19 protein-coding genes are annotated in these 19,544 nt (G+C 56.3%); 9 read left to right on the top strand and 10 right to left on the bottom strand.

Annotated features, from left to right (window positions below):
- Positions 1–175 precede the first annotated feature (175 nt).
- The 5 genes from H8K27_RS11940 to H8K27_RS11920 all read left to right on the top strand — a co-directional run bounded on the left by H8K27_RS11940 (position 176) and on the right by H8K27_RS11920 (position 3,649).
- Positions 176–1,465 (top strand): BaiN/RdsA family NAD(P)/FAD-dependent oxidoreductase, encoded by a 1,290-nt coding sequence (locus H8K27_RS11940; protein ID WP_186863393.1) that lies wholly within the window; start codon positions 176–178, stop codon positions 1,463–1,465.
- A 104-nt stretch (positions 1,466–1,569) separates the two neighbouring features.
- Complete coding sequence (locus tag H8K27_RS11935; protein ID WP_186863392.1) at positions 1,570–1,896, top strand: hypothetical protein; 327 nt, start codon at positions 1,570–1,572, stop codon at positions 1,894–1,896.
- 89 nt (positions 1,897–1,985) lie between these two features.
- Positions 1,986–2,486 carry a YbaK/EbsC family protein gene (locus tag H8K27_RS11930; RefSeq protein WP_186863391.1) on the top strand — a complete coding sequence of 167 codons (501 nt, stop codon included), beginning with the start codon at positions 1,986–1,988 and terminating at the stop codon, positions 2,484–2,486.
- 14 nt (positions 2,487–2,500) lie between these two features.
- Complete coding sequence (locus H8K27_RS11925; RefSeq protein WP_186863390.1) at positions 2,501–2,707, top strand: DUF1289 domain-containing protein; 207 nt, start codon at positions 2,501–2,503, stop codon at positions 2,705–2,707.
- A 15-nt stretch (positions 2,708–2,722) separates the two neighbouring features.
- A complete protein-coding gene (locus tag H8K27_RS11920; protein ID WP_230419218.1) occupies positions 2,723–3,649 on the top strand; it encodes an MBL fold metallo-hydrolase in 927 nt (308 codons plus the stop codon).
- A gap of 52 nt (positions 3,650–3,701) precedes the next feature.
- On the opposite strand, the gene H8K27_RS11915 is transcribed toward H8K27_RS11920, so the two are convergent.
- On the bottom strand, positions 3,702–4,559 hold the full coding sequence (locus tag H8K27_RS11915; protein WP_186863389.1) for an enoyl-CoA hydratase-related protein: 858 nt from the start codon (positions 4,557–4,559) through the stop codon (positions 3,702–3,704).
- A gap of 205 nt (positions 4,560–4,764) precedes the next feature.
- Here H8K27_RS11915 and H8K27_RS11910 point away from each other — a divergent pair, with 205 nt between their 5' ends.
- Together H8K27_RS11910 and H8K27_RS11905 are read left to right on the top strand one after the other, a co-directional pair.
- Entirely contained in the window at positions 4,765–5,745 is a 981-nt protein-coding gene (locus H8K27_RS11910) for an NAD(P)H-dependent flavin oxidoreductase (RefSeq protein WP_186863388.1), read from the top strand.
- A 91-nt stretch (positions 5,746–5,836) separates the two neighbouring features.
- Positions 5,837–6,985 carry a carbonic anhydrase gene (locus H8K27_RS11905; protein ID WP_230419216.1) on the top strand — a complete coding sequence of 383 codons (1,149 nt, stop codon included), beginning with the start codon at positions 5,837–5,839 and terminating at the stop codon, positions 6,983–6,985.
- Between the two features lie 111 nt (positions 6,986–7,096).
- Here the strand turns inward: H8K27_RS11905 and H8K27_RS11900 are convergent, their stop codons facing one another.
- The 8 genes from H8K27_RS11900 to H8K27_RS11865 form a co-directional block, all read right to left on the bottom strand.
- The gene (locus tag H8K27_RS11900) at positions 7,097–7,558 is read right to left on the bottom strand and encodes a cache domain-containing protein (protein WP_329604388.1); all 462 of its coding nucleotides are present in this window, start codon (positions 7,556–7,558) and stop codon (positions 7,097–7,099) included.
- Positions 7,559–7,763: 205 nt separating this feature from the next.
- Positions 7,764–9,011: a phenylacetate--CoA ligase family protein gene (locus H8K27_RS11895; RefSeq protein WP_186863387.1), complete on the bottom strand. Its 1,248-nt coding sequence runs from the start codon at positions 9,009–9,011 to the stop codon at positions 7,764–7,766.
- Between the two features lie 57 nt (positions 9,012–9,068).
- The gene (locus tag H8K27_RS11890; RefSeq protein ID WP_186863386.1) at positions 9,069–9,911 is read right to left on the bottom strand and encodes an ABC transporter ATP-binding protein; all 843 of its coding nucleotides are present in this window, start codon (positions 9,909–9,911) and stop codon (positions 9,069–9,071) included.
- Positions 9,912–9,994: 83 nt separating this feature from the next.
- Complete coding sequence (locus tag H8K27_RS11885; protein ID WP_186863385.1) at positions 9,995–11,296, bottom strand: ABC transporter substrate-binding protein; 1,302 nt, start codon at positions 11,294–11,296, stop codon at positions 9,995–9,997.
- Positions 11,297–11,381: 85 nt separating this feature from the next.
- Positions 11,382–12,440 (bottom strand): branched-chain amino acid ABC transporter permease, encoded by a 1,059-nt coding sequence (locus H8K27_RS11880; protein WP_186863384.1) that lies wholly within the window; start codon positions 12,438–12,440, stop codon positions 11,382–11,384.
- A 74-nt stretch (positions 12,441–12,514) separates the two neighbouring features.
- Positions 12,515–13,411 (bottom strand): branched-chain amino acid ABC transporter permease, encoded by an 897-nt coding sequence (locus H8K27_RS11875; RefSeq protein WP_176802082.1) that lies wholly within the window; start codon positions 13,409–13,411, stop codon positions 12,515–12,517.
- Between the two features lie 31 nt (positions 13,412–13,442).
- Positions 13,443–14,231, bottom strand: coding sequence for an ABC transporter ATP-binding protein (locus H8K27_RS11870; protein ID WP_186863383.1), 789 nt, complete (start codon positions 14,229–14,231; stop codon positions 13,443–13,445).
- A 9-nt stretch (positions 14,232–14,240) separates the two neighbouring features.
- A complete protein-coding gene (locus H8K27_RS11865) occupies positions 14,241–16,187 on the bottom strand; it encodes an AMP-binding protein (RefSeq protein WP_186863382.1) in 1,947 nt (648 codons plus the stop codon).
- A gap of 344 nt (positions 16,188–16,531) precedes the next feature.
- On the opposite strand from H8K27_RS11865, the gene H8K27_RS11860 reads away from it, so the two are divergent.
- Together H8K27_RS11860 and H8K27_RS11855 are read left to right on the top strand one after the other, a co-directional pair.
- On the top strand, positions 16,532–17,230 hold the full coding sequence (locus tag H8K27_RS11860; protein ID WP_186863381.1) for a Crp/Fnr family transcriptional regulator: 699 nt from the start codon (positions 16,532–16,534) through the stop codon (positions 17,228–17,230).
- Positions 17,227–18,060, top strand: a complete 834-nt coding sequence (locus H8K27_RS11855) for a Rossmann-like and DUF2520 domain-containing protein (protein ID WP_186863380.1) — start codon at positions 17,227–17,229, stop codon at positions 18,058–18,060. The genes H8K27_RS11860 and H8K27_RS11855 overlap by 4 nt, the downstream gene beginning before the upstream one ends.
- On the opposite strand, the gene H8K27_RS11850 is transcribed toward H8K27_RS11855, so the two are convergent.
- Complete coding sequence (locus tag H8K27_RS11850; protein WP_186863379.1) at positions 18,045–19,514, bottom strand: sensor domain-containing diguanylate cyclase; 1,470 nt, start codon at positions 19,512–19,514, stop codon at positions 18,045–18,047. The two genes, H8K27_RS11855 and H8K27_RS11850, sit on opposite strands and share 16 nt — an antisense overlap.
- Positions 19,515–19,544: the final 30 nt, after the last annotated feature.

Below are 19,544 nucleotides of genomic sequence, written 5' to 3'. Positions count from 1 at the left end.
CGGCCAGACTGTCGTCTGTCCGGCGGTGGGATGGATACTGGCATCAATATGGAATAATTGCGCTGAATTCTGCCTGTCCATCACCGATCCGTCGTATGATGACGCCCCGATTTCTTTTCAACCATTGCCTGTTCAGTCCGGGACTGAATCTGCCACAACGACACAGCCAGCCGCTATGCCTATATTGTCTGTTCCTGCCGGTCACCATGCTTCTGCGCCGTCTGCTGTGCGCGTGATGATCATCGGCGGCGGCCCGGCGGGTCTGATGGCGGCGGAAGTCTTGTCGGCTGCCGGACTGAGCGTGGATCTGTATGACGCCATGGCCTCGGTCGGGCGCAAGTTTTTACTGGCAGGAAAAGGCGGCATGAATCTCACGCATTCCGAGCCGTTTCCTGCTTTCATGGCACGCTATGGCGAACGGGCGGAGCAATTGCGCGGCATGATTGAAGCGTTTGATGCAGATGCGCTGCGCGCCTGGGCGCAAGGGCTGGGTGTCGCAACTTTTGTCGGCAGCTCAGGACGCGTTTTCCCCACCGATATGAAAGCGGCCCCGCTGCTGCGCGCCTGGCTGCACCGGCTGCGCACGCAGGGTGTCCGTTTTCATATGCGGCATCGCTGGCAGGGCTGGGACCCGACGGGAGAATTTTTCCGCTTTACCACACCCGAAGGTGAGCAATTGTTACAGGCCGACGCGGTTGTGCTGGCGCTCGGTGGCGGCAGCTGGGCACGGCTGGGTTCTGACGGTGCCTGGGTGCCGTGGCTGCGCCAGCGTGGTGTTGCGGTAGCGCAGTTGCAGCCGGCGAATTGTGGTTTTGAGCGGCCATGGAGTGATTTTTTCCGCCACCGTTTCGCCGGACATCCGGTGCTGACGGTCGCGGCGCGGGTGCAGGGTGGTGCCGCACCGATGCGGCAAGGGCAATTTGTGATCACGGAGAGCGGTGTGGAAGGCAGCCTGATTTATGCGCTGTCTTCAGCTTTGCGGGAACAGATTCATACCAGCGGCCAGACAGTGCTGGAGCTGGATCTGCTGCCGGACCGCAGTCCTGACTGGGTGGCCCAGGCGCTGGCCAGCGGCCGCGGATCACGTTCCTGGACGAGTTTCCTGCAGAGCAGGCTAGGACTGGATCCGCTCAAGGCGGCTTTACTCCACGAGGTGCTGGGAAAGTTCCAGCAGCAGTCGCCGGCAACGGATGTGCTGGCGCGGCACATCAAGCATCTGCCGCTGTCTTTGCAGGCGACGCGACCGATTGATGAAGCCATCAGCAGCGCCGGCGGCGTGCAGTTTTCCGCAATGCAATCGGACGGGATGCTGCAAGCCTGCCCCGGTGTGTTCTGTGCCGGCGAAATGCTGGACTGGGAAGCGCCGACAGGCGGTTACCTGCTGACCGCCTGTTTTGCCAGCGGCAGGATGGTGGCCGGATCGGTCATCGCTTATTTGCAGAATCGGCAATCTGGCGCGGTATGACGGCCTGTCGGGGTACCTGAGTTTTTTCTGTTTCATTGTTACAATCGGATGTTGATTCTGATGTCTGCTTATTTTTGCTGTGTTTGCTGTGATGGTTGTGTTTTATGAGTGATTCCCGTATTAATCTGCGCCTTGCTGTCTCATGGCGTGCCGCTGTTCAGGTTGTTCCAGGCAGGATTGTCCCCGCCAAAATCGTTAATTTCTCTGCCGCCGGAATTCAGATGCAGGTGGGGGTCATGCTGAAAGAAAAACAGGACTATCAGATGATGATGGAAGTACCGAGTCCGCGCGATGCCTCGGCCCGCACTCAGGTGGTGTGCAAGGCGACCTTCATCTACACAATACTGAGCGGCAGCGAATACCGCGCCGGTCTGAAATGTCTGGATTTTCCACCCGAACATGCGGAATTGCTGGCAAGCTGGGGCGGCTGACTGCAGGCTGTCCGGTGCTGTGTTATAAATGTTCTGCAGAACCAGAGCCGGACAGGGTTTTATCTGTCCTTCATTCAGGAAAAACAGAGATGCCAGAACACATATCCGCCGGACAATCACTTCCGGAAACCGCCCGCCGTGTGGCGGATTTACTGCAGGCAATGGGCCATGAATATCCGGTCGTGATGCTGCCGGAAACCGGCCGCACCTCTGCCGAAGCTGCCGCAGGGCTGGGTTGCAGCGTGGCGGAAATCGCCAAATCAATCGTGTTTCGCCGGACCGGTGATGATGCTGCCGTGATGGTGGTGGCAAGCGGTGCAAACCGGGTCGATGAACAGAAAGTCGCCGCGCTGGTCGGCCCTTTGTCCAAAGCTGACGCACGCTTCGTACGTGAAAAAATTGGCTATGCGATCGGCGGCGTATGTCCGGTCGGTCATGTCGGCAATACGGTCATGCTGATCGATCAGGATTTGCTGCAGTTTGAAAAAGTTTGGGCTGCTGCCGGTCATCCGCATGCGGTGTTCAGTCTGACGCCGCAACAGCTGGTTGCCATGACTGGTGCGCCGGTGGCCGATGTGGCGAGTCACTGAAGACAGGATGATGGATGAGTATTTTGACGGAATTTGATCCCGATGTGCATGCAGATGGCGTGCCCGTGCCCTCGCCCTGCGTCGGCATTTGCCGCATGGATCAGGAAAAAGCCTGGTGTTCCGGCTGTTTCCGCACGATAGAAGAAATCACCCGCTGGAGTACCGCGGCCGATCAGGAAAAATTGCGCCTCTGGCGACTGATCCGCCAGCGCATGTTTTAACTTCCACCGCATACCATGACTGCTCCGGATACCGCTATCGTTCTTCCTGCCAGCATGCGGGTGTTTGAACGGGGCTGGCTGTCTTCCAATAACATTTTGTTTATGGGGAGGGACGACACCGCGCTGGTCGATTCCGGTTATCTGAGCCATGCAGAGCAGACGCTGGCGCTGGTCCGGCATGCGCTGCAGGGGCGGCCGCTGGACTTGCTGATCAACACCCATCTGCATTCCGATCACTGTGGCGGCAATGCTTTGCTGCAGCGGCATTACGCCTGCCGCACGCTGGTTCCGGTACAGGAGGCCAGTGCCGTGGCCGACTGGGACGAAGACCGTCTGCCGTATGCCTCCACCGGGCAACAGTGCGAACGTTTCCGGCATGATGGCTGCATCGCGCATGGTGATGTGCTCAGGCTGGGTGATCTGACGTGGCAGGTGCTCAGCGCGCCGGGACACGATCCGCATTCCATGATTTTGTATTGTCCCGAGCAGGCGTTGCTGATTTCCGCCGACGCATTGTGGGAAAACGGCTTCGGTGTGATTTTTCCTGAGCTGGAAGGTGAATCGGGTTTTGCGGAGCAGGCTGCGATTTTGCAGACTATCCGTGAGCTGGATGTGCGGCTGGTGATTCCCGGTCACGGGGCGCCTTTCACCGATGTGCGGGGCGCGCTGGCGAGGGCGCAGAGCCGGGTCGATTTTCTGGCGGCAGATACCCGGCGCAATGCCCGCAACGCCATCAAGGTGCTGCTGGCATTTTTGTTGCTGGAGCAGCGTGCCATCAGCTTTGACGTGGTCCGGCAGCAGCTGAGGCAAAGTCGTCTGATGCAGGCCGCCGCCCGGCAGCTGGATTTACCGGAACACGATCTGGTGGAGCAGATTGCCGCTGAACTGGTGCGTGCCGGCGCTGCGCGGCTGGAATCCGGTGTTCTGATCAGCCAGCGCTGAGACTGGCTGTTGCGCATTCCCCGGCGCTTTTCTGCAGCGCCTGCACGGTACTTTACTTGAGCTGGTAAGGCGCTTCACTGAACGGGTGCAATGCCGCCAGATCGGCAAACTGCGGCGCGCGCCCCTGCTGTTTCGCCATGAAGGCTTCCATCAGATTGGCGCTCTGCCAGATACCCGATTGCAGCCAGCCCATTTGCTGCAAGGCGTCCTGCGTGGAATGGTCGCGCGCATAATGAATTGCCTGTTTGCTGCCCCAGATGGCAACCGGCGGCTTTTCCGTAATTTCTTTGGCCATCTGCATGGCGGCATCCAGCATTGCCTGCTGCGTTTCAAATACTTCGTTGACCAGTCCTGCTGCCTGCGCCCGCGCTGCCGGCAGGCGGCGTCCGGTATACGCCATTTCATGCACGAGGCCTTCCGGGATCAGCTTTGGCAGTCGTTGCAGCGTGCCCAGATCGGCGGTCATGCCGATATTGATTTCCTGAATGCAGAAGAATGCATCCTGGCTCGCCAGCCGGATATCCGCCGCGCAGATCAGATCGACGCCACCACCGATGCAACCGCCGTGGATTGCCGTAATGACGGGCATCCGCAACTGCTCGATCAGATTGAAAGACTGGTGCATATCCTGCAGCACCAGCGCGATATTGGCGCGGCCAACCGCCTGTTGATCGTCCAGCGTGATGCCGCCGCCAGCGGCAAACACATCGAGCGCCATCCCGGCTGTGAAATGCTTGCCAGTAGAGGAAATCACCAGCACCCGCGCACTGGCTTCACGCTGCAGCTGTTGCAGGATGCTGATCAGCTCGCGGAAGAATACCGGCTGCATTGTGTTCATGGCATCCGGGCGGTTAAAGCGCAGATGGGCAATTTTCTGATCGATGCTGAAATCGAAACATTGATAGCTCATGGAAGGTTCCTTGAAGGGGTGAAATGTGGCCGCCACAGGGAACAGAGCCTGCTGCGGAAGTATGATCAGGCTATCCGGAACAGGGATGCATCAAATTCCGAACAATCGTGCTTTTTCTGATAAGATCATAGCAGACCCTTGTCCCGTTAATCCAGCACAGACCTCCGCCGGAACAGCCGGTGTTGCGTGCCTGAAAGGAGCATTGATGCAGAATTCCTCCCATTTACCCGCCGTATTGCAGCATCTGGCACTGCCGGTGATTGCTTCACCGATGTTTATCGCCAGCGGCCCCCGGCTGGTGGCTGCCCAGTGCAAGGCCGGCATTGTCGGCTCCTTCCCGGCACTGAATGCCCGGCCTGCCGAACTGCTCGACACCTGGCTGACGGATTTGCAGCAGGAGCTGACTGAATTTCAGCGTGCACATCCCGGACAGTGGGTCGGGCCGATTGCCGTGAATCAGATCGTACATCAGTCGAATGACCGCCTGGCGCATGATGTCGAGGTCTGCGTTAAACACCAGGTTCCAATCATCATCTCCTCTCTGCGTGCTCCGCCGCATGAGATGCTTGATGCGATTCACAGTTACGGCGGCATCGTGCTGCATGACGTGATTTCGATACGCCACGCAGAAAAAGCGCTGGAAGCCGGTGTGGACGGCCTGATCCTGGTGGCCGCCGGTGCCGGTGGCCATGCTGGCGGCCTGTCGCCTTTTGCGCTGGTGGGCGAAGTACGTCGCTTCTTCAATGGACCGATTGCTTTGTCCGGTGCGATTGCGACAGGCGATGCGATTCTGGCGGCGCAGGCCATGGGCGCGGACTTTGCCTATATCGGTTCGCGCTGGCTGGCGACGCAGGAATCGAATATTGACGACGCTTACCGTCAGGCGATCATTGACTCTGCGGCCGCAGATATCGTGTACACCAACCTGTTTACCGGGGTGCATGGCAACTATCTGAAAAAATCCATCATTGCCGCCGGACTCGATCCGGACAATCTGCCTGTCGCTGACAAATCAAAAATGAATTTCAGTTCGGGCGGCGGCAGCAAAGCCAAAGCCTGGCGCGATATCTGGGGTGCTGGTCAGGGCGTCGGCCTGATGCAGGATGCGCCTTCTGTGGCCGAGGTGGTGCGCCGCCTGACCGCTGAATATCAGGCTGCCAGGGCAAGGCTGGGGCTGGCTGTCTGAATGCAGGGATGTTGAAAATTGCTGTGCGGAACTCAAGTTTGCGGCAGGCGCTGCCGTAACCGGAATATCCTCTGCTCACCTCCGTCCCATCATGCCTTCATTACCGCGCCGTTTTCCTGTTCTTTTGCTATCGCTGATGCTGGCGTTCCCCGCCGCACAGGCCAGCGACAGCACGTCCACCTCCTCCAAGCCGATTAAACAGGCATCGGCCAAGGATGACAGCGCATCGTCGAAGGAGAAGGACAGTAAGGACAGCAAAGACGGTAAGGATAATAAAGACAGTAAAGATAAAGACAGCAAGGACGCGCGCAAATCGTCGAAAGACAGCAAGGACAGTAAAGATTCCGGTAAAGAATCCATCAGCCCGGATGAACTGGCTGTGCGCATCGCGGAGCGGCTTGCCACTTTGCGCAAAGACAAGGAAGACCTGGCAAGGGCATCGCAGCGTTCCGTCGCGCGCAGTGCTCCTTATGTACCACCAGCCAGAAAAGCAGAATCCCCGAAAGTAAAAGGCGATGCAGAGCACGGTCCGGCTGCCGTGGCGGCAGCGCTGAATCCGCCGAACCCGGCGCACTGGAGTTATCAGGGTGAGAGCGGGCCCCAGAACTGGGGCAAGCTGAGTCCCGCCAACGCCAAATGCGACAATGGCGAGCGGCAGTCGCCGATTGATATCCGGGATGGCATTCGCGTCGATCTTGATCCTATCGGCTTTGATTATCAGGCTTCCGGCTTCAGCGTGATCGATAACGGTCATACGATACGGGTCAATATCGCCGCCGGAAATTACATCACCGTGCTGGGACACCGTTACGAACTGGTGCAATTCCATTTCCACAAACCGTCCGAAGAACGGGTCAATGGCAAGAGTTTTGAAATGGTCGCGCATCTGGTGCATCAGGATACCGAAGGCAAGCTGGCCGTGGTCGCCGTGCTGCTGGAGCGCGGCAAGCCGCACAGCCTGGTGCAGCAGGTATGGAATAATCTGCCGCTGGAAAAAAATGAAGCGCAGCAGGCACTGGTCGCGATGGATATGAACCAGTTGCTGCCGGTGAAGCGCGATTACTATACCTATATGGGGTCGCTGACAGCACCGCCATGTACAGAAGGCGTGCTGTGGCTGGTCATGAAAGAACCGGTAGAAATTTCAGCGGAACAGCTTGCCATCTTCAGCCGCCTGTATCCGATGAATGCACGGCCAATCCAGAAAACGTCAGGACGCCTGATCAAGGAATCCAACTGAGCAACAGATACAATACCGCTGCTCAATGGTCATGACCGTTGACCGTTACTCAGCATCAGCACACATGAACAAGGGCGCAGACTGCGCCCTTTTTTTGGTATTTTGCTGACCTTATTTGTAGATGCCGCAGGCGAAAATCAGATCGCCGGACTTTTCAAAATAAGTGGATTTCGCTTCAATCGCTTTAGTGACCGGATTCGGCCATTTGTAATCGACCCAGCCTTTTCCCTTATTGTTTGCCATCGTCATAATTTCTTCGATGAAGGCTTTGTTGTCGACATCCCGCAAGGTGCGCAGGTCTTTACCGACCAGGCGCTGATTGGCGCCGTGTGCAATGGCCTTGCCGTTGTTTTCTGCCACCCAGACATACAGATCGCGGTCGACGAAACTTCCTTTCGGATTATTAAATTCAGCCAGTGCTTTTTCCTGTCCGTTAGTCTTCATATAGGCGATGGCTTTTTTCACCATCGCTTCCGCTTCCTGTGCCGTGCCATGCTCTGCCGCAATCGCCGCAGTGCTCAGGATGAAGGAAAAAAAGAACAGGCTGAATATTTTGAATATGCTGCGCATCATGAAGTCTCCGTAGTGATGATAAAGGGTGAAACAATCTTCTCCCTGGCGGGATTTTTTTACAGATAACGATACTCCAGGCCCTGTCTGGCGGCAATCATCACGCAACGCCATGTTGCGCTAAATCATGGCAGTCGCCACACTGAATGCGCGATGAAAAAAGGGATGCCGTCAGGCATCCCGTGGAAGCGACCTACAGTAAAAGGGTTTATTCATATTTGCGGATGTCATCAATGACTTTACCGTCGTTCGGCAGGCTGCCGGCCGGCACCAGCAGCACTTCGGCGCGCAGCTTGGTGATGTCGCGCAGCGCAGTGATCAGCGCAGATGTAAAATCTGCGCTCACCGCACCGGTTTCGCAATGCAAGGTCATCACATCGTTCGCCATTTCACCGCTGACCACCAGGCGGGCTTTAACGATTTCAGGATGACGCCTGAGCACTTCTGCAATCTGTGACGGATGAACGAACATGCCCTTGACCTTGGTGGTCTGGTCGGCGCGTCCCATCCAGCCTTTGATGCGCTGGTTGGTACGGCCGCAAGGGGAAATGCCGGGCAGGATGGCGGACATATCGCCGGTGGCAAAACGGATCAGCGGATAGTCCGGATTAAACGAGGTAATGACGATTTCCCCGACTTCACCCTCCGGCACCGGATCGCCGGTACCAGGACGGACGATTTCAAGGATCAGGTCTTCATCCAGCACCATGCCGGGATTGAGCTGCCCATCGCTCATGGTTTCATACGCAATATTGCCGATATCCGCGCTGGCGTACATCTGCAATACCTGCGGCACGCCATTGGCCTGCAGCCACTGGCGCAGCGATGGCGGCAGCGCTTCGGCGCCGACCACGGCCCGTCGCACGCTGGAGATATCGGTGCCGCTGTCGGCTGCTTTTTCCAGGATGATTTTCAGAAAACTTGGGGTGCCGACATAGGCATCCGGCTTGAGACTAGCCATCGCCTGAATCTGCATTTCGGTTTGTCCTATCCCTGCCGGAATCACGGTGCAGCCCAGCCGTTGCGCTGCGCTTTCGACCATGAAGGCCGCCGGGGTGAAGTGATACGAAAAACAGTTCTGGATCAGGTCTCCGGCACGCACGCCAGCGGCATGCAGCGGCCGTGCAAAGCGCCACCAGTCAGGGCTTTTGCCTTCCGGGTCAAATATCGGGCCGGGCGACATGAATATTCTGCCCAGCTGGCGACTCTCCGTGGTGGTCAGTCCGCCAAAAGGCAGCAGCTGCTGTTGCAAGCTCTTGAGATCGGATTTTCTGGTCACCGGCAATTGCGCCAGTGCCTGCCGGCTGCGGATATCGGCTGCCGGCACGCCGTGCAGGATGTGCGCCCAGCCGGGGGCAGTCTGCGCGTGCGCGACCAGCTGCGGCAGGCGCGTCATCAGTGCTTGCTCCCGGCTTTGCGGATTGCGGGTTTCCAGTGCGTCCAGATATTCGGTCATGGCGGAACTCATCAGGTCAATACGAAGCCGTTAGTCATTAAGTAGCATTAATCAGCATTAAGCCAGCCAGCGTTTGCGGCGGCGGTAAAATTTCATGTCGCGGAAACTCTTGCGCCCGGCACCGGAAACGCCGAGATAAAATTCCTTGACGTCTTCATTGCTGGACAGGTCTTTGGCGTCGCCTTCCATGACCACGCGGCCATTTTCCAGAATGTAGCCAAAGTCGGCGTAACGCAGCGCGATATTGGTGTTCTGTTCGGCCAGCAGGAAAGAAACGTTTTCCTGCACATTGAGACTTTTCACGATCTCGAAAATTTCTTCCACCAGTTGCGGCGCAATGCCCATCGAAGGCTCGTCAAGCAGGATCATCGAAGGCTTTGCCATCAGCGCCCTGCCAATCGCGCACATCTGCTGCTCGCCGCCGGAGGTATAGCCGGCCTGCGACTGCCGGCGTTCACGCAGGCGGGGGAAATAGTGATACACCTTTTCCAGCGCCTCTTTCAGTTCGGCACGGGACAGGTTGCGGGTATATGCGCCGGTCAGCAGGTTTTCTTCCACCGACAGATGGCCGAAACAATGCCGTCCCTCCATCACTTGTGACAAGCCGCGTTTGACCAGCTCGTTCGGCGTTAAGTGATCAACGCGCTGTCCCTGAAAGGTAATGTCGCCTTTAGTGATATCGCCGCGCTCATTTTTGAGCAGGGTGGAAATTGCTTTCAGCGTGGTCGATTTACCGGCGCCATTGGCACCCAGCAATGCCACAATTTTTCCTTGCGGTACCTGAAGTGAAATGCCTTTCAGGACCAGGATCACATGGTCGTAAATAACTTCGATATTGTTGACGCTGAGATAGGCCGGGTTGCAGAGGGCGCTCTCAGCCGGATTGGCATGCAGACTCATGATGAATATCTTTTCAGCTCATTTCAGCGTTGACGAAACCGGAGGCTGTCCGGCTGGCAGCCAGCCTCCGGTGCCGGTAAGCGTTACTTCAGGCAGACAGGCGTGATTTTCTTTTCTGCTGCATATTTATTGGACGACTCTTCCAGCATGGCGCGGGTCAGCGCTTTATCGCCCACAACCCAGTTCGGCGTGATGGCTTTCCATTTATCGCCGGTCCATTGCTGCACCTTCACGGCGCCGGAACCTTCGTGATCTTCGCAGGATGTTTTGACTGGCGGGAACATGCCGAGTGCCCCCAGCGCCTTCTGGCGGGCTTCATCCACATTCAGGTTTTCAAAACCCCAGCGGATCTGTTCGGAAGTCATCAGTTTCCCCTTGCCGAATTTTTCCTGCGCTTTCAGAATGGCTTCCGACCACAGGATCGCCGCAGTCACACCGCGCATGTGATAGACCGAGCCGATACGGGATTTATCGCTGAGATTACCTTTGCCGGCCGCATATACTTTGCTGCGGATTTCATCGAGTACCGGATAATTGCCAGGCGTGTTGAAGGTCATCGCGGTATAGCCTTTCGCTGCATCGCCAGCAGGAATCGCATCCTCTTCCGAACCGGCCCACCAGACGCCCAGCATTTTTTCGCGGGAATAGCCGTTGCGTTGCGCTGTCTTGATCGCAACCGCATTCATCACGCCCCAGCCCCAGAGAATCACGAAGTCCGGATTCGCCTGACGGATCTGCAGCCATTGTGATTGCTGTTCATTGCCGGGATGCGCAACCGGGATTTTGATCAGTTCAAAACCGTATTGCTTTGCCTGCGCTTCCAGTACCGGGATCGGCTCTTTACCGAAAGCCGAATCGTGATACAGGTGCACGATTTTTTTGCCCTTCAGTTTATCCATGCCGCCGGCTTTATCGCCGAGGTATTTGGTCATCGCAGCAGCCTGATTCCAGTAGCTGGTGATCAGCGGAAAAATGTAGGGAAATACTTTGCCGTTGGCGGCATCCGAACGTCCGTAGCCGAGGGTGGTCATCGGGATTTTGTCTTCCCCGACGCGGTCCAGAACACCATAGGCAATACCGGTGGACAGCGGCTCGACCAGAGAAGCGCCGCCCTGTGCTTTTTTCAGGCGCTCATAGCATTCGACGCCGCGTGATGCGTTGTATTCGGTCTCGCATTCTTCCCACGAAATCTTGACGCCATTCAGACCGCCTTTGGCATTGATGAGGTTGAAGTAGTCGATAGCGCCGCCAAAGAAGCCGGAGCCGCCTGCAGCGTAAGGGCCGACGCGGTACGACAGAATCGGGATAAACTGGTCTTCCGCCTGCGCCAGACTGGCAGCGCCCATCAATGCGGATGCCAGCATGAGAGATTTCATCAGTTTCATATTGTCTCCTGTAGGTTGTCGATGAATTTCCACGTCTTATGAAAAGGACGCTGTTGTTATGGTTGCTCGGTGCTGCGTTGAAAACTTAATGCGGGAACGGCCACAAACGTAATTTTTCCTTCGCGATCTGCCACAGACGCGCCAGCCCGTGTGGTTCCACAATCAGGAAAAAGATGATCAGCGCGCCGAACACCATCAGCTCCAGGTTGGACGCCACATTGGTCGGTAATGCCAGACCGTGGGCGACCAGATTCAGGAAAATCGGTAACAGCACAATAAAGGCCGAACCCAGAAATGAACCCAGAATAGAGCCAACACCGCCAATAATGATCATGAACAAAATCTTGAAGGACAAATCCAGATTGTAGGCTTCCGGCTCTACGGTGCCCAGATACGCATAGGCATACAGCGCTCCGGCAATACCGCAATAAAACGACGACACGGCGAACGCCAGCAGCTTGGTACGCATCAGCCGGAAGCCGATGACTTCAGCAGCCACATCCATGTCCCGCACCGCCATCCAGGAGCGGCCGACATTAGAGCGCACCATGTTTTTGGCGAGCAGGGCCATCAGGCAGACGACGACCAGGGTCAGCAGATATTTTTTGACCGGCGTATTAAACGCCTGCCCCAGAATCACAATTTCCTGTGCCGTAATGACGCCGGAGGAGCTGTAATTGGTGAACCACTGAATTTTAGTGAGGCACCAGACCACAAAAAACTGGGTTGCCAGCGTTGCCGCCGCCAGATAGAAACCGCGGATCCGCAATGACGGCAGTCCGAATGCAATGCCGACCAGTGCCGCAGAGACGCCGCCCAGCACAAACGCCAGCAATACCGGAATACCCGGCAGGCGCAGCATGAAGTTATACGAAGCAAATGCACCGACTGCCATGAACGCGGCGGAACCCAGCGACAACTGGCCGGCATAGCCGGTCAGGATATTGAGCCCCAGTGCTGCCAGAGAAAAAATCAGGAATGGGATGAAGATCGCGGAAAAAGCATAGTCGGATGCCAGCAGCGGCACGACAACAAAAGCCGCCGCCAGCAACACGGATACGCCTATCCTGTCCTGCCGTAACGGAAAAATCTGGTTGTCCGCCTGGTAGCTGGTTTTGAATTGTCCTGCTTCACGATAAAACATAAAAATTCCTTCTCTCAAACAGTCTGCGGTTCATTCGGCAGATGCCGTACAGTGATGCCGGGCACGTCGCCGTGTCAGATGCGGCGAATGATTTTTTCACCGAACAGACCTTCCGGCCTGACCAGCAGGAACAGCAGCGCCAGCACATACGGAAACCAGCCTTCGATGCCGCCGCCGACCAGCGGTCCGATATACACTTCAGCCAGCTTTTCCGAGGCGCCGATGATGAGTCCGCCGACGATCGCACCGGGAACGGAGGTGAAGCCGCCCAGAATCAGTACCGGCAACGCTTTGAGCGCAACGAAGGTCAGTGCGAACTGCACGCCGTTGCGCGCGCCCCACAATAAACCGGCAACCAGCGCGACAAATCCTGCGACAGTCCAGACGATGCCCCAGATCTGCTGCAAAGGAATGCCGACCGCCAGCGCCGCCTGATGATCGTCAGCGACAGCGCGCAGGGCGCGGCCGATCTTGGTTTTGGAAAATAGCAGCGCCAGTCCGGTCACCAGAATCGCGCAGATCAGCGCCGCGATCACATCGAACTGGGACACGAGGATATTGAATTTTTCCATGATGAATTCGATCGGCACATCCTCGATTGGCAGGCTCAGTTTATGCGGTTGCGAACCCCACAACAGTTGCGCCAGTCCTTCGATAAAGAACGTCAGGCCGATGGTCGCCATGAACAAAGTGATTTCCGGCTGGTTGACCAGCGGGCGCAGCACGATTTTTTCGATCGCCAGCCCCAGAACCACCATGACGGCCATCGTCAGCGGAATCGCCAGCCAGATCGACAGGTCAAATTTTTCACTCAGGCCGACACAGGTCAGCGCCGCAAAAAACACCATCGCACCCTGGGCAAAATTGAAGACACCGGATGCTTTGTAGATCAGGACAAAACCCAGCGCCACCAGCGCATACATCACGCCTGACAGCAAGCCGCCGATCAGCACTTCAAAGAAAAAATTCAGACTCATTTTGCATTCCTCATACTGTGCGATATCAGTGGGCTACGCCGAGATAGGCATTGATGACTTCCTGATTGGCGAGCACTTCCGCCGGACTGCCGTCACCGATTTTCTTGCCGTAATCGAGCACCACAACCCGGTCGGAAATATCCATGACCACACCCATATCGTGTTCAATCAGGACGATCGTGGTGCCGAGCTGATCGTTCACATCCAGAATGAAGCGGCTCATGTCCTGCTTCTCTTCCACATTCATGCCTGCCATCGGTTCGTCGAGCAGCAGGATTTCCGGTTCTGCAGCCAGTGCGCGGCCCAGTTCGACCCGTTTTTGCAGGCCATAAGACAGACGGCCCACCGGGGTTTTGCGGATATGCTGAATCTCAAGAAAATCGATGATTTCTTCCACCTTCTGCCGGTGTGCGATTTCTTCTTTCTGCGCCGGTCCCCAGTACAGGGCCTGCAGCAGAAAATGACTCTTCATTTTCAGATTGCGGCCGGTCATGATGTTATCGAGCACGCTCATGCCCTTGAACAGCGCGATGTTCTGAAAGGTGCGGGCAATACCGCTTTTGGCTGCGGCATAGGTATTCATGTCTTTGCGCTGCTGACCGCGATAGGTAATCTGCCCTTGCTGCGGGCGATACACGCCATTGATTACATTCAGCATGGAGCTTTTACCGGCGCCATTGGGACCGATGATGGCGCGGATTTCATGTTCCCTGACGTTAAAGGAAATATTGGTCAGCGCTTTCACACCGCCGAACGACAGTGAAATGTTCTGCAGGTCGAGAATGACATCACCGGTTTTTCTGTTTGCTGTCATACGGATTCCTTATGCGGCCTGTTGTCGCGGAGCGAAGGTCTTGACGTCGCTGATATGCAGATCAGCGCTGACGGTGCCTTGCCGGCCATCTTCAAATTTGACCTGGGTCTCGATGTACTGGGAACGTTTTCCGGAATACAGCGCATCAATCAGCACCGCATACTTCTGGGAAATAAAATTGCGCCGGACTTTGCGGGTGCGGGTCAGTTCGTCGTCGTCGGGGTCAAGCTCCTTATGCAGAATCAGGAAGCGGTGGATCTGGGTTCCGGACATCAGTGCTTCACCGGCCAGATCGGCATTCACTTTTTCAATGCAGGACATGATCAGCTGACAGGTTTCCGGCTTGGCTGCCAGATCGGTATAGCCGGAGTAAGCGATTCCGCGCCGCTCAGACCAGTTGCCGACGGCTTCCATATCGATATTGATGAAGGCGCAGACATGATCGCGGCCATTACCGAAAGCCACCGCTTCCTTGATGAAGGGGAAGAACTTCAGCTTGTTTTCGATATAGTTCGGCGCAAACATATCGCCATGATTGAGTTTGCCGACATCAGCGGCCCGGTCGATGATTTTCAGGTGCCCTTCCTGGTCAAACAGTCCGGCATCACCAGTGTGAAAATAACCCTTGTCGTCCATAACTTCGGCGGTGGCATCCGGCCGTTTGTAATAGCCGGTCAGCATGGCAGCGGATTTGACCAGCACCTCGCCATTGTCTGCCAGCCGCACTTCCACACCCGGCGCGGCTTCACCCACGCTGTCGAATTTGATTTTTCCGTCAGGCTGCAGGCAGACGTAGGCGCAGGTTTCCGTGGAGCCGTACAGCTGCTTCAGGTTGACGCCGATGGAACGGTAAAAACGGAACAGGTCGGGACCGATCGCTGCGCCTGCGGTATAGGCAACCCGGACACGGGATAAACCCAGCACGTTTTTCAGCGGGCCGTAAATCAGGATTTCACCCAGCCAGTATTGCAGCCGGTCGCTCAGCGGCACTTTTTTGCCATCGAGAATATCGGCGCCGGCACGGCGCGCCACTTCCATATAGTGATGAAACAGGCCGCGTTTGATGGCGCCGGCGTCTTCCATGCGGATCATGACGTTGGTCAGCATGTTTTCAAACACACGGGGCGGCGCGAAATAATAGGTCGGACCGACTTCGCGCAGATCAGTCATCACGGTCTCGCTGGATTCCGGGCAGTTCACGGTGAATCCGGCAACCAGTGCCTGGGCGAATGAGAACAGATGATCGCCGACCCATGCCATCGGCAGATAGGACAGAATATCTTCCTGTTGTTGCAGTTTGTCGAAATGCACGCCGCCTTGTCCGGCAGTCATGAAGGAGCGGTGACTCTGGCAAACGCCTTTTGGTTTGCCGGTGGTGCCGGAGGTGTACAGCATCACAGCGGTGTCTTCGGGTTGCCCCAGTTCTATTTGCTGCAGGAAAAAATCAGGATGCTCGCGGTCATAAGTGCGTCCCAGTTCCTGCAGGGCGGCATAAGAGCTCAGCTCGGGCTGGTGATAATGGCGCATGCCGCGCTCGTCTTCAAAGCAGATATGTTGTATTCCGGCATAGTGCTGTTTGATATCGAGCAGTTTGTCCACCTGCTCCTGATCTTCTGCGACAGCGAAAGCGATTTCGGCGTTTTCCAGCACATAGGCCATGTCTGCAGCCGGTGCATCCTGATACAGCGGAACAGGAATCCCGCCCAGGCATTGCGCTGCCATCATCGCCCAGTACAGGCGCGGGCGGTTATCACCGATGATTGCCAGATGCATGCCGCGCTGAAAGCCTTGCGCAGCAAGGCCGCAGGCGAGCGCGCGGACTTCCGTGTTGACCTGTTTCCAGTTCCAGGTTTGCCAGATTCCCAGATCTTTCTCGCGGTACGCGGGATGATCGGGGCGTGTGCGTCCGTGCTCCAGTAATAACCTGGGGAACGTACTGTTCGCATTGATTGTCATGTCTCCACCACCAGCCTGATTATGTTGGGCTTACCGGGAATGCTGTGTGTTCCTGGGAACAGGGTTCTCTGACCTTGCACAGCTTGCCCGTTTTTTGGGTTGCTTCACGGAGTCTCCTCACCCTGCCTTACGTTAGACTTACAGCCAGTTGTGGCAGAAACAGTGAAACTTCCGGCAGACAAGGTGATTGTGCCGCTGGCTGATTCCGCTGGCGTCACGGCTCGCTTACAATGTCCGCTTACATCTTTTTATGGATCAGATACTAGAGGCTTGCATTTCTGATGGCTGTCGTTTGACTGACAATCTGACGGAATGCCTGAACTTTCGGTGGTGCATCGCACAATATGACAAATAACAGGAATGATTTCCGGCAGAGGTTTGCAAAGACCATGTGGGCCGGCATGCTGGCCCCCGAGCATATGCAGAAAGTGGAAGATGAAGTGGTGGAGCGCTTTATCCCGGCGGGCGGATATGTCTGCCGCAAGGGTGATCCGGTCGATCACTGGATGGGTGTGATTGAAGGTTTTCTGAAAATGAGCAGTATTTCACCGGACGGTAAAACCGTGACCTTCAGCTGCATGCTGGCAGGCGGATGGTTTGGCGAAGGCTCGCTGCTGAAGACCGAACCACGGCGTTACGACGTTGTCGCGCTGCGCGATACCCGCGTTGCCTACATGCCGCGCAGCACCTTTAATTTTCTGCTGGACCACAGCATTGCCTTTAACCGTTTCCTGTTGCATCAGTTAAATGAGCGGCTGGGTCTGTTTATTTCTCTGGTCGAATATGACCGTATGCTGGACCCCGATACCCGCGTTGCGCGTTGTCTGGCGTCCATGTTCAATCCCTACCTGAATCCGGGCAGCAGCATGCAGTTGCAGATTTCCCAGGAAGAAATCGGCTATATCTCCAGCGTGTCGCGCCAAAGAGCGAATCAGGCTTTGCAATTGCTGGAAAAGAAAAAACTGCTGACTGTTGATTACGGTGGCATCACGATTCTGAATCTCGATGGCTTGCGCCGCTTTCCGGATGAGGCAGACGCATGATGCGCTTTTCTGTCATCGGGGCCGGTAAAGTCGGCCGGGTGCTGGCGCAGCGCTTTCATGCCAGCGCTGCGTTTCAGGTGCAGCAGATACTGAACCGTACTTTGCCGAGCGCGCAGCAGGCGTGCGCCTTTGTCGGTGCCGGTACAGCGGTCGCGGACTGGGCGCAACTGACGCCGGCGGATGTCTGGATGCTGGCCGTCGGGGACGATCATCTGGCGGCCGTTTGCCAGCAGTTAGTGAAACAGGATGTGCTGCAACCGGGAAGTGTGGTTTTTCATTGCAGCGGTTCCAAAGCCTCCACCGAATTGCAGGCTGCCACAGCTGCCGGTGCTGCTGTGGCCAGCGTGCATCCGGTACGCAGCTTCGCAAATCCGGCGCTGGTGGCAGCAGATTTCAGCGGTACGATCTGCAGCGTTGAAGGCGATGCACTTGCGCTGGACATCCTCTCGCCTGCCTTGCAGCGCGCCGGCGCCACGCTGGTGCAGATCAGTGCAGCCAATAAGCTGCTGTATCACGCCGGTTCTGTTTTTGCGAGCAATTACCTGGTGACGCTGATTGAGGTGGCGCTGCAAACCTATGCAGCTGCAGGCATTCCGTCGCAGCAGGCGCTGGCAATGGCTGCGCCGCTGGCGCGGCAGTCGCTGGAAAATGCACTGACGATGGGATGCGCCACCGCGCTGACCGGGCCGATCGCACGCGGCGATCTGGAGACTGTCAGCCGGCAGCAGGCCGCCGTGCAGTGCTGGAACCGGGATGCCGGCGAACTGTATCGCAGCTTTGTCCCGCTGACACGCCAGCTGGCGTCAAAGCGGCATCACTCGGAAAAATAAACGCTGTTGCGGCCATTGGTTTTGGCCTGATACAAAGCCTGATCTGCACGTTCAAACACACTGTCTTCCGTTTCGCGGTCTTTGCATTCAGCAACCCCCATACTGACGGTGACAGTCAACTTTTGTTGCAGCAAATCGGTGGTGCGCGAGAAATCATTGCTGGCGATGGTATTGCGCAGATTTTCCGCAATCGAGGTCGCTTTTTCCAGCGTGCAGTTTTTCAGCAGCACCAGAAATTCCTCGCCACCCCAGCGGCACAGGATATCGCTTTCCCGCAGTGAGCGGCGACAGATGGCGGCAATTTCACGTAGCACATGGTCGCCGACCAGATGGCCATGCTTGTCGTTGATTTTTTTGAAGAGATCGATATCAATCAGTGCAGCGCACATCGGCTGCCTTGATCGTTCGCTGTCGAGCAGCGCTTGCTGAAAGACGAAATCAAAGGCATGGCGATTCAGCAGTTTGGTCAGGGTATCGGTTTCGGCGGAAGTCTCCAGTTTTTTCTGGTAACGCCGGATACTCCGCCAGACGATGGCGATCACCAGCAGCATCACCCCAGCGCTGATAGCGAGAGTCATCAGAAACACATTCTGCAAGGGCTGGATATCGCTGCCGGTGTCCTGCTCGGCCAGCAGATGCCAGCCCAGTTCAGGCAGGAAGCGGGTGCTGAGCTGCACATTGCCGGCATCAGAACTGTATTCCAGATGCAGGGATTCATTTTTGCGGTTTGCCAGAATCCGCGGCGCCAGCGCCTGCATGCCGTCAATACCGGCCAGATTGCCGCGCATATTTCCGGCATTGCTGCCTGTCAGCAGGATAGTGCCTTTGGTGTCGGCCAGATAAATTTTGCGGTGAAACCGGTTCTGATACTGATCGATCAGATTTCTGACCGTATCGGATGCAAACCCGATGCCGGCGACGCCGATAAAATTTTTATTCTCGTCAGTGATCCGGTGTCTGACGGAAATCATCATGCTGTCGTGATTGGCCGCATCGGTATCGACGCTGGTTTCGTAAGGTGTTTTCTGATTTCGCATCCGGGCAAACCAGGCGTCCCGCGCATCGGTTTCGCTGAGGTTTTTTGGTGTGCCGCTGGCATGGTAGTGACGGTGTGTCAGGCCAGAGGCAAGAAAAACGGAAACCGCATTATTTTTTGCCTTGATTTCTTTCAGATAGCGGGTGATTTGCGTCTGATCTTCCTCGCCAGCGCTCATCCAGTCGCGGACAAACGTATTACCCGCCATCTGCGACGCAATCAGTACCGGTCGCAGGATTTCTTTCTGGATTTCAGCAACGACAGCATCGCTGGTGACCGGCAAGGTCTGCTCAGCAATTTGTTGCTGGAGCAGATTGCGGGATGCGATGAACCCGGTAAACAGCGTGATCATGAACCCGGTTAAGAGGATGAGCGATAGCCATACCAGCAGACCGTATTTTTTTAAGATGTTTTTCATGGACTGGAGACGGAGCGGAAGCATTAAGTT

The organism is Cognatundibacterium griseum (assembly GCF_014284195.1).
GTDB classification, from domain to species: domain Bacteria; phylum Pseudomonadota; class Gammaproteobacteria; order Burkholderiales; family Burkholderiaceae_D; genus Undibacterium; species Undibacterium griseum.
Note: the sequence above shows the minus strand (reverse complement) of the source record. Positions and strands in the feature narration are given on the sequence as shown.

Coding starts and splice junctions, on each gene's coding strand:
- H8K27_RS11940 (WP_186863393.1), top strand. CDS start 176: ATGCCTATATTGTCTGTTCCTGCCGGTCACCATGCTTCTGCGCCGTCT.
- H8K27_RS11935 (WP_186863392.1), top strand. CDS start 1,570: ATGAGTGATTCCCGTATTAATCTGCGCCTTGCTGTCTCATGGCGTGCC.
- H8K27_RS11930 (WP_186863391.1), top strand. CDS start 1,986: ATGCCAGAACACATATCCGCCGGACAATCACTTCCGGAAACCGCCCGC.
- H8K27_RS11925 (WP_186863390.1), top strand. CDS start 2,501: ATGAGTATTTTGACGGAATTTGATCCCGATGTGCATGCAGATGGCGTG.
- H8K27_RS11920 (WP_230419218.1), top strand. CDS start 2,723: ATGACTGCTCCGGATACCGCTATCGTTCTTCCTGCCAGCATGCGGGTG.
- H8K27_RS11915 (WP_186863389.1), bottom strand. CDS start 4,559: ATGAGCTATCAATGTTTCGATTTCAGCATCGATCAGAAAATTGCCCAT.
- H8K27_RS11910 (WP_186863388.1), top strand. CDS start 4,765: ATGCAGAATTCCTCCCATTTACCCGCCGTATTGCAGCATCTGGCACTG.
- H8K27_RS11905 (WP_230419216.1), top strand. CDS start 5,837: ATGCCTTCATTACCGCGCCGTTTTCCTGTTCTTTTGCTATCGCTGATG.
- H8K27_RS11900 (WP_329604388.1), bottom strand. CDS start 7,558: ATGATGCGCAGCATATTCAAAATATTCAGCCTGTTCTTTTTTTCCTTC.
- H8K27_RS11895 (WP_186863387.1), bottom strand. CDS start 9,011: ATGACCGAATATCTGGACGCACTGGAAACCCGCAATCCGCAAAGCCGG.
- H8K27_RS11890 (WP_186863386.1), bottom strand. CDS start 9,911: ATGAGTCTGCATGCCAATCCGGCTGAGAGCGCCCTCTGCAACCCGGCC.
- H8K27_RS11885 (WP_186863385.1), bottom strand. CDS start 11,296: ATGAAACTGATGAAATCTCTCATGCTGGCATCCGCATTGATGGGCGCT.
- H8K27_RS11880 (WP_186863384.1), bottom strand. CDS start 12,440: ATGTTTTATCGTGAAGCAGGACAATTCAAAACCAGCTACCAGGCGGAC.
- H8K27_RS11870 (WP_186863383.1), bottom strand. CDS start 14,231: ATGACAGCAAACAGAAAAACCGGTGATGTCATTCTCGACCTGCAGAAC.
- H8K27_RS11865 (WP_186863382.1), bottom strand. CDS start 16,187: ATGACAATCAATGCGAACAGTACGTTCCCCAGGTTATTACTGGAGCAC.
- H8K27_RS11860 (WP_186863381.1), top strand. CDS start 16,532: ATGACAAATAACAGGAATGATTTCCGGCAGAGGTTTGCAAAGACCATG.
- H8K27_RS11855 (WP_186863380.1), top strand. CDS start 17,227: ATGATGCGCTTTTCTGTCATCGGGGCCGGTAAAGTCGGCCGGGTGCTG.
- H8K27_RS11850 (WP_186863379.1), bottom strand. CDS start 19,514: ATGAAAAACATCTTAAAAAAATACGGTCTGCTGGTATGGCTATCGCTC.